Origin of the sequence: Pseudokineococcus marinus (assembly GCF_013004605.1) — a bacterium.
GTDB lineage: Bacteria > Actinomycetota > Actinomycetes > Actinomycetales > Quadrisphaeraceae > Pseudokineococcus > Pseudokineococcus marinus.
On the sequence record NZ_JABEMA010000138.1, the window covers coordinates 1 to 8,093 of the forward strand.

The following is an 8,093-nucleotide window of genomic DNA, read 5'->3' on the forward strand; positions in this document are numbered from 1 at the left end:
ACCTGCCCCGCCGCCGGGGCCCGGCCCGTAGCGCGCCCGCTGGCCGCCCTGGCCGAACATGCCGCCGAAGAGGTCCTCGAAGCCGCCCGCCCCGGGGCCGGCCGCGCCCCCGCCGCCGGCGCTGAAGCGGGCGCCACCGGCCATGGCGCGCACGGCGTCGTACTGCTGGCGCTTCTCGGCGTCCGAGAGCACCGAGTACGCCTCGCCGACCTCCTTGAAGCGCTTCTCCGCCGCCGCGTCCCCCGGGTTGGCGTCGGGGTGCAGGGTGCGGGCGAGCTTGCGGTAGGCCTTCTTGACGTCGGCCGCGCTGGCGTCCTTGGGCACGCCGAGCTCGGCGTAGAAGTCCTTCTCGATCCAGTCCTGCCCGGACACCTGCGGCTCCTCACCTGCTCGGTCGGCGGCGGGCGGGCCCGCCTGCCGGTGCTGCTCGTGCTGGTGCGCGCACCCCCTCGCCGGGCGGGGCGCCGGTGGTGCTGCCTTCCTACTGCGGGTCCGCGACGGCGACGCGCGCCGCACGGAGGACCCGGCCGCCGGCCCGGTACCCGGGCTGGAGCACCTGGGTCACCGTGGTGACCTCGATGCCCTCGGCGTGGCCGTGCATGAGCGCCTCGTGGACGGCCGGGTCGAAGGCCTCGCCCGCCTCGCCGTAGCGCTCGAGGCCGAGCCGCTCGAGGGTGCCCTCGAGCTTGTCCGCGATGGAGGCCGCGGGGCCCTCGGACAGGCCCCCGTGGGTGCGGGCGAGCACGACGTCGTCGAGCACGGGCAGCAGGGCCTCGAAGACCGAGGACCTCGCCGCGGTGGCCGAGACGTCCCGGTCGCGGTCGACCCGCTTGCGGTAGTTGACGTACTCGGCCTGCAGGCGCTGCAGGTCCTCCAGCCGCTGGTCGGCCAGGGCCTGCGCGGCGCGCAGGTCCTCCCCGCCGGCCGCGTCCGCCAGGACGTCCTCCGCCGTGAGGTCGGAGGCGCTGGCGTCCGGGTCGGCCGCGGCGCCGCTCGCGCCCTGCTCCCCCGCCGTGGCGTCCCCGGCCGGCCCGGCGGGCTGCTCGCGCAGCCCGCCGGTCTCCGGGTCCACGCGCCGGCGGTCGCGGACGACCGGGTCCGGCTCGCGCGGGTCGCGCGGCTGCTCGCCGCCCTGCTCGGGACCGGTGGCTCCGGCCGTCACTTGGCGTCGTCCTTGCGCTCGTCCTCGTCCACGATCTCGGCGTCGACGACGTCGTCGTCGGCGCTGGCGGTGCCGGCGTCGCCGGTGGCGGCGCCCTCGGCCGTGGCGTCGCCCGCGCCCTGCTCCTGCTGCTGGGCGTACATGGCGGCGCCGAGGGTCTGGCTCGCCGTGGCGAGCTCCTCCTGCGCCGACTTCACGGCCTCGACGTCGTCGCCCGCGAGCGCGGTGCGCAGCGCGTCGACCTTGCCCTTGACCTCGGACTTGCCGTCCTCGGGGAGCTTGTCGTCGTTGTCGGCGAGGAACTTCTCCGTGGAGTAGAGGAGCTGCTCGGCCTGGTTGCGGACCTCGGCCTCCTCGCGACGCTTCTTGTCCTCCTCCGCGTGCGCCTCGGCGTCGCGGACCATGCGGTCGATCTCCTCCTTGGACAGCGCGCTGCCCCCGGTGATCTGCATGGACTGCTCCTTGCCCGTGCCCCGGTCCTTGGCCGAGACGTGGACGATCCCGTTGGCGTCGATGTCGAAGGTGACCTCGATCTGCGGGATGCCGCGGGGCGCCGGCGCGATGCCGGTCAGCTCGAAGTTGCCGAGCGGCTTGTTGTGCTGGGCCAGCTCGCGCTCGCCCTGGAAGACCTGGATCTGCACGGACGGCTGGTTGTCGTCGGCCGTCGTGAAGACCTCGGAGCGCTTGGTCGGGATGGCCGTGTTGCGCTCGATGAGCTTGGTCATGATCCCGCCCTTGGTCTCGATGCCGAGGGACAGCGGGGTGACGTCGATGAGCAGGACGTCCTTGCGCTCACCGCCGATGACGCCGGCCTGCAGGGCCGCGCCGACGGCGACGACCTCGTCCGGGTTCACGCCCTTGTTGGGCTCCTTGCCGCCGGTGAGGCTGCGGACGACGTCCGCGACGGCCGGCATGCGGGTGGAGCCGCCGACGAGGACGACGTGGTCGATGTCGCCGACCTTGACGTCGGCGTCCGCGATGACCCGGTTGAAGGGCTCCTTCGTGCGGTCGAGCAGGTCCTTCGTCATCTGCTCGAACTGCGCGCGGGTGAGCTTCTCGTCGAGGTGGACGGGGCCGTTCTCCGTCATCGACAGGTACTGCAGCGAGATGTTCGTGCTCGTCGCCGACGAGAGCTCCTTCTTGGCCTGCTCGGCCGCCTCGCGCAGGCGCTGCATGGCGATCTTGTCCTTGGACAGGTCGACGCCCGAGCTGTTCTTCACCGTGGTGACGAGGTGCTGGACGACGCGCGCGTCCCAGTCGTCGCCGCCGAGGCGGTTGTCACCGCTCGTGGCGCGGACCTGGATCGTGGAGAAGCCGTCCTCGGCGTCCTTGCCCACCTCGAGGAGGGAGACGTCGAAGGTGCCGCCGCCGAGGTCGAAGACGAGGATCAGCTCGTCCTCCTTGCCGCGGTCGAGGCCGTAGGCCAGCGCGGCGGCCGTGGGCTCGTTGACGATGCGGGACACCTTGAGGCCCGCGATCTCGCCGGCCTCCTTGGTGGCCTGGCGCTCGGCGTCGTTGAAGTACGCCGGGACGGTGATGACGGCGTCGGTGACCGTCTCGCCGAGGTAGGACTCCGCGTCCCGCTTGAGCTTCTGCAGCACGCGGGCGGAGATCTCCTGCGCCGTGTACTTCTTGTCGTCGATCTCCGTGGACCAGTCGGTGCCCATGTGGCGCTTGACCGACGTGATCGTGCGGTCGACGTTCGTCACCGCCTGGCGCTTGGCGATCTCGCCGACCAGCGGCTCGCCGGACTTGGCGAAGGCGACGACCGAGGGGGTGGTGCGCCCGCCCTCGGCGTTCGCGATGACGGTGGGCTCGCCGCCCTCGAGGACGGAGACGACGGAGTTGGTGGTGCCGAGGTCGATGCCGACCGCTCGAGCCATGGGGGGTCCTCCTGGGTGCTGCGTGTGGTTGCTCAGGTCTTGAGCCGAGTGCGCTCAACCTTGCGACGGGCGGTGCGCGGTGTCAAACCGGAGCCGCCGTGGTTGAGCCTGCCTCACTCAACTGCAGCAGGGGGGAGGGTGTTCCCGGGCGCGAGTGGTCGTCGGGCGCCGTGCGTCCGGGATCCGCCACGACGTGTCGCCGTGCAGCTCTCGTGTCATCCGCCGTGTCGTCGTTCGGATCTCGTGTCGCACCGACAGGCCGCGGGAGGACAGCGCCGGTGGCGGGTGAGCCGGGCTGCCCCATGAGTGACCTGCGTCAGCGGACGAGGCGGCCGACGCGCCTGCCAGGCTGACTGCGTGAGAGCCGGGAGGGCTGTGACCGGCGCGCTCCAGTGACGCGCCCAGACCTCCTGAGCGACTGCCGCAGACCTCGAGCCCGACCGCCTGCTCGTCGACGACGCCGGTGTCGTGGACCCCCGGAGCACCGCACCACCGGCGGGTGGACCTCGACGGCCCGCCAGGCGCCACCCCGCCTCGTGAGGTCACTGGCCGCCCGGGCAGCGCCCCGGTGCGGACAGTGCCCGACGGACACCTGCGCGGCGTCAGCGGACGACCGTTGCACGCCCGCCGCTCGAGGACACGGACGTGCACCGGGCGATGAGTTCCCGCGGCGTCGCGGGTCGTAGACGTCGTCAGGGCCGCACCGACGGGAGGACGGACGACGTGCGCACAGTGGTGGCCTACGAGCTGCTCTCCCTCGACGGGGTGGCCGAGGAGCCGAGCGACTGGATGTCCGACGTCGACGACGACGTCGTCGCCAACCTGGCGACGACCACCGCCACCCAGGACCTGGTCCTGCTCGGGCGCGGCACCTACGACCACTGGGCGGGCTACTGGCCCACCTCGGACGTCCAGCCCTTCGCCCGCTTCATCAACGCCACCGACGAGCACGTCATCACCAGTCGGGCGCTGACGCCCGCTTGGCGGGGCAGCTCGCCCGTCCACGGTGACGCGGTGGAGCACGTGTCTCGACTGCGCTCCGGCGACAGCGGGGACATCGGCGTCCACGGCAGCCTCCAGCTGGTGCGCTCCTCGCTCGCCGCCGGCGTGGTGGACGAGCTGAGGCTGGTGGTCACCGGCGGTGTCGCCGGTAGCGGACGCCGGCTGCTCGACCAGCCGCTGCCCCCCAGCCGGTGGCGCCTGCTGGAGAGCCGCGCCAGCGCCTCAGGCGCACTGCTGCTCCACTACGGACGCACATCCGCGTGATGACCGTCCTCTGTCGGCCTCGAGCAGCTCGAGGACGTCGGCGGCGGTGACAGCCGGCCGCCGCGACCCTGCTCGTCTCGTCGCTGTGCAGCCGTCTCAGCGGCCAGCGATGACTCGCCTCCCTCCCCGTGGAGGCCTTCGGCGTCTCCCGCGCGCACGTCGTCGGCCTCTCCATGGGAGGCGGCGTCGGGCAGCGGCTGGCCTGGCGCCACCGCGACCGCCCGCCGGGCGCTCGGGGTCGTCACGCGAGCAGGTCGGGGGTCCGTCGGGTGGCGTGCCACCACACTGCGACGGCCAGCAGCCCGAGGAGGGCGCTGAGGACGAACGGTGCCTGCAGGCCCTGCCGGGAGGCCACGAGCCCACCGGCCAGCGCCCCGACTCCGGAGGCACCGAGGACGGCGGTGCGCCACACGGCGACCACCCGGCCGAGGACGTGCCCGGGGGTGAGGCGGTGGCGCAGCGACCCGGCGGCGACGTTGAAGACGCCGAAGGCGGCGGAGGTCACCACGACGACGACCACGGCCGCCCACCGGTCCGGAGCCACGAGCAGCAGCGCGGGCGCGACGGCGGTGGCGGCCATGGACCAGGTCAGGACGGTGCGGTGGCGGCCGACGCCGATGACGCGGTCAGCCAGCCAGGCACCGCCGAGGCCGCCGACGGCGCCGGTGGCCAGCAGCAGCCCGAAGCCGACCGCGCCCAGGTCGAGGCGCACCTCGGTGTACAGCACGAAGACGGCGAACCAGGCGCTGTCGGCCAGGGCCACCACGGCGCCGACCACGGCGAGGGCCCGCAGGGTCCGGTGCCGCGAGAGCCACCGCAGACCGCCCCACAGCCCCGCCGGCGCCGCCTCGGCGGTCGGGGCGGTGAGCGGCCGGTGGGCCAGCACCGCGGCGGGCACGGTCAGGACCAGCAGCACCCCGAAGGCCAGGGCAGCGCTGTTCGCCACGAAGGGCAGCGCCGCGCCGGCGGCGAACAGCGAGGCCCCGACGAGGGGACCGACGAGCTCGTTGCCGGCGACCTCCCCGGCGGTCATCCGCCCGTTGGCCCGTTCGACCAGGCCGGTGGGCACCAGGCGGGGGACGACGGTCTGGGCGGTGGTGTCGCGGACGGTCTCCCCCACCCCGAGCAGGAACGCCGCGGCGGCGACGACCGGGATGGTCGCCGTCCCGGTCACCAGGGCCACCACCAGACCCGTCAGCACCGCGGTGCGGGTCAGGTCCGCCGTGACCAGTAGCAGCCGCGCGCCGGCGCGGTCGGCGAGCAGCCCCGCGACGAGGCCGGTGACCAGCCACGGCAGCCCTGCGGCGGCGGCGACGACGGCCACGAGCGCCGGGTCGTCGGTCAGCGACGCGGCCAGCAGCGGGAAGGCCGCCAGCCGGATGCCGTCGCCGACGTTGGCCAGCACGGTCGCTGCCCAGAACCGCCAGAACGCTCTCCCGAGGCCCATGCCGTGACCTCATCACGACCTGCCCCGGCCCGCCTGGTCCCGCCTGGCCCTCCTGCCGAGCTGCTGGGAGCAGACTCGAGGCGTGGTGTGGACGGGGCGGTGCCGTCGGCGGCGGTGGTCGCCGGCGTCAGTCGGCCGCCCCCAGGTTCTTGCGCATCTGCTGGGTCACCACGGCGTACCCGGCCGAGGCGTACAGGCCGACGGCGCCCGCGTTGCTCCCGAAGACGTCGAGCTCGAGGGAGCCGACACCGCGGGCGCGCACGGCGAGCTCGGCCTGCTCGAGCAGCGCCCGCCCGAGCCCGCGTCCACGGTGCTCGGCGTCGACCTCGATGTCGTAGAGGAAGGCGCAGTCAGGTGTCCCCCTCGGGTGGCGCAGCCCGATCCACACCCGGCCGACGGGCGTGCCGTCGGGCAGGACGGCCCGCAGCAGCAGCATGTCCGGGGTGGCCAGTCCTCGCGGGAGCCACCTGGCGTTGCCCTCCAGGGCCCGTTCGAGAGCGCCGTCGGCCGGCCAGCTGCCCGCCGCGACCTGCTCGTCGGCGTAGGCGCGGGCGACCTGGTGCTGCCAGGTGGCGAACTCCTCCTGCGTCATGGGCCGCACGCCGATCGCCGTCACGGCGGCAGCCTCGTACCAGGACCGCGTCGTGGCGAGGACCTCGGCCGTGGAGGACCGCGAGACGTCAGCGGCGGCACGACGACGAGACGTCGCGGGCCAGCCGCTCCGGTCCACGACAGCACCAGTGGGTCCCGGCAGGACTGTCGTGCGCGCGGACGACACCTGGCGACCGCCGGCTCCCCGGCGTCCGGGAGCCTGCCTGGGGCCCCCGCCCCACTCGCCCGAGCACCCGCTGGGGCGACGCCCAGCCCACCCGCAGCACGCAGACGCCGGAGGCCCGCCGTGGTCCGCTTCCACCCCGACCTGGCGGTCGGCCGCCTCATCCCGCCGGTGCGCTTCGGGCCGGTGTCGACGTCGCTGCTCAACCGCGTGAGACCCCGGGGCACGCGCGGCGTCGAGGACCTGCTGGTCGAGGACCACGCCGTCCCGGGCCCGGACGGCGCGCCCGCGGTGCGGGTGCGCACCTACCGGCCCCGCTCGGCGCAGGGACGCGTCCCGGCGCTGCTGTGGGTCCACGGCGGCGGGATGGTCTCGGGCACGGCCCTCATCGACGAGCGCGCCAACATGGACCTCGCCCGCACCCTCGGCGTCGTCGTCGCGAGCGTCGAGTACCGGCTCGCCCCGGGCGCCCAGGCGCCGTCCCAGGTGGAGGACTGCTACGCCGCGCTGCGCTGGCTGGCGACCGGGGCGGACGACCTCGGGGTCGACCCGGAGCGGATCGCCGTGGGCGGGGCGAGCGCCGGCGGGGGCCTGGCCGCGGGGCTCGTGCTCCTGGCGCACGACCGGGGCGGGCCGGCCGTCGCCTTCCAGCTGCTCGTCTACCCGATGATCGACGACCGGACCGTCGTGCGGGAGGGCGCGCCCGTGCCGGGCGTCCGGGTCTGGACGCCCGCGAGCAACCGGTACGGCTGGACCTCCTACCTCGGCGTCCCGCCCGGCAGCCCCGGCATCTCGGCGTACGCCGCCCCCGCCCGTCGCGCCGACCTCGCCGGGCTGCCGCCGGCGTGGGTCGGCGTCGGCACGCTCGACCTCTTCCACGACGAGGACGTGCGGTACGCGCACCGGCTGCGGGAGGCGGGTGTCGCGTGCGCCCTGGACGTCGTCGAGGGGGCCTTCCACGGCTTCGACGCGCTCTTCCCCAGCAAGCACGTCTCACGGGTCTTCTGGCGCGCGCAGGCGTCAGCCCTGCACGCGGCCCTCTTCCCCGAGCGTCCACCGCTGCGGTGGGACGCCTCGGCCTGAGGAGCGCCGGCCTGCAGCGGGCCGACGTGGCCCGGTGCCGCACGGGCTGACGCCCCGGCGCCCGGGCGCCCGGGTGGGTCACGGCAGCGTCGCCGCCGCCCTCTCCACGGCCTCCAGACGGCTGACCGACCTGTCCTCGCGCGCCTGGCGCACCCGCCCCCCGCCGGCGGCGCCGCCCTCGTCGTCGACACCGGTGCGCCCTGGGGCCCGCCACCGTCTCAGGGACGGAGCACATCTCGGCCGTCCACCGGGCCGCTGCCGTGCAGGAAGCCCTCGGCGGCCCGCCGGACGCCGGAGTGGTCGGCACCCTGGTCCGACGTCGCCGCCGCCGGGTGCTCGGGCGACGGCTCGGCGACCTGCAGCAGCGTGGCGGACCGGGCGAGGTGACCCACGACGACGAGCTCGGCGCGCTCGACGACGTCACGGTGGAGCAGGCCGGCGAGGTGACGCCCGTCCCCGCGACCTGCCCCCCGTCAC

8 protein-coding genes are annotated in these 8,093 nt (G+C 74.9%); 2 read left to right on the forward strand and 6 right to left on the reverse strand.

Translation table 11 applies throughout. The annotated features are described in order from the left end of the window. From HLB09_RS10000 to dnaK, 3 genes are all read right to left on the reverse strand, one after another. The coding region (locus HLB09_RS10000) for a DnaJ domain-containing protein (protein ID WP_171203236.1) at positions 1 to 372 on the reverse strand (372 nt) is incomplete at its 3' end. Between the two features lie 109 nt (positions 373 to 481). Next, a complete protein-coding gene (locus HLB09_RS19960) occupies positions 482 to 1,162 on the reverse strand; it encodes a nucleotide exchange factor GrpE (RefSeq protein ID WP_171203237.1) in 681 nt (226 codons plus the stop codon). Further along, positions 1,159 to 3,045 (reverse strand): molecular chaperone DnaK, encoded by a 1,887-nt coding sequence (gene dnaK / locus HLB09_RS10010; protein ID WP_171203238.1) that lies wholly within the window; start codon positions 3,043 to 3,045, stop codon positions 1,159 to 1,161. The genes HLB09_RS19960 and dnaK overlap by 4 nt, the downstream gene beginning before the upstream one ends. A 723-nt stretch (positions 3,046 to 3,768) precedes the next feature. Between dnaK and HLB09_RS10015 the strand changes: the two genes are divergently transcribed. Then, positions 3,769 to 4,311 carry a dihydrofolate reductase family protein gene (locus HLB09_RS10015; RefSeq protein ID WP_171203239.1) on the forward strand — a complete coding sequence of 181 codons (543 nt, stop codon included), beginning with the start codon at positions 3,769 to 3,771 and terminating at the stop codon, positions 4,309 to 4,311. Between the two features lie 241 nt (positions 4,312 to 4,552). Here the strand turns inward: HLB09_RS10015 and HLB09_RS10020 are convergent, their stop codons facing one another. Continuing rightward, positions 4,553 to 5,758, reverse strand: a complete 1,206-nt coding sequence (locus HLB09_RS10020; RefSeq protein WP_171203240.1) for an MFS transporter — start codon at positions 5,756 to 5,758, stop codon at positions 4,553 to 4,555. A 127-nt stretch (positions 5,759 to 5,885) separates the two neighbouring features. Next, entirely contained in the window at positions 5,886 to 6,374 is a 489-nt protein-coding gene (locus tag HLB09_RS19965) for a GNAT family N-acetyltransferase (RefSeq protein ID WP_171203241.1), read from the reverse strand. A gap of 282 nt (positions 6,375 to 6,656) precedes the next feature. Here HLB09_RS19965 and HLB09_RS10030 point away from each other — a divergent pair, with 282 nt between their 5' ends. Continuing rightward, a complete protein-coding gene (locus HLB09_RS10030; protein ID WP_171203242.1) occupies positions 6,657 to 7,616 on the forward strand; it encodes an alpha/beta hydrolase in 960 nt (319 codons plus the stop codon). A 218-nt stretch (positions 7,617 to 7,834) separates the two neighbouring features. Here the strand turns inward: HLB09_RS10030 and HLB09_RS10035 are convergent, their stop codons facing one another. Further along, entirely contained in the window at positions 7,835 to 8,008 is a 174-nt protein-coding gene (locus HLB09_RS10035; RefSeq protein WP_171203243.1) for a hypothetical protein, read from the reverse strand. Positions 8,009 to 8,093: the final 85 nt, after the last annotated feature.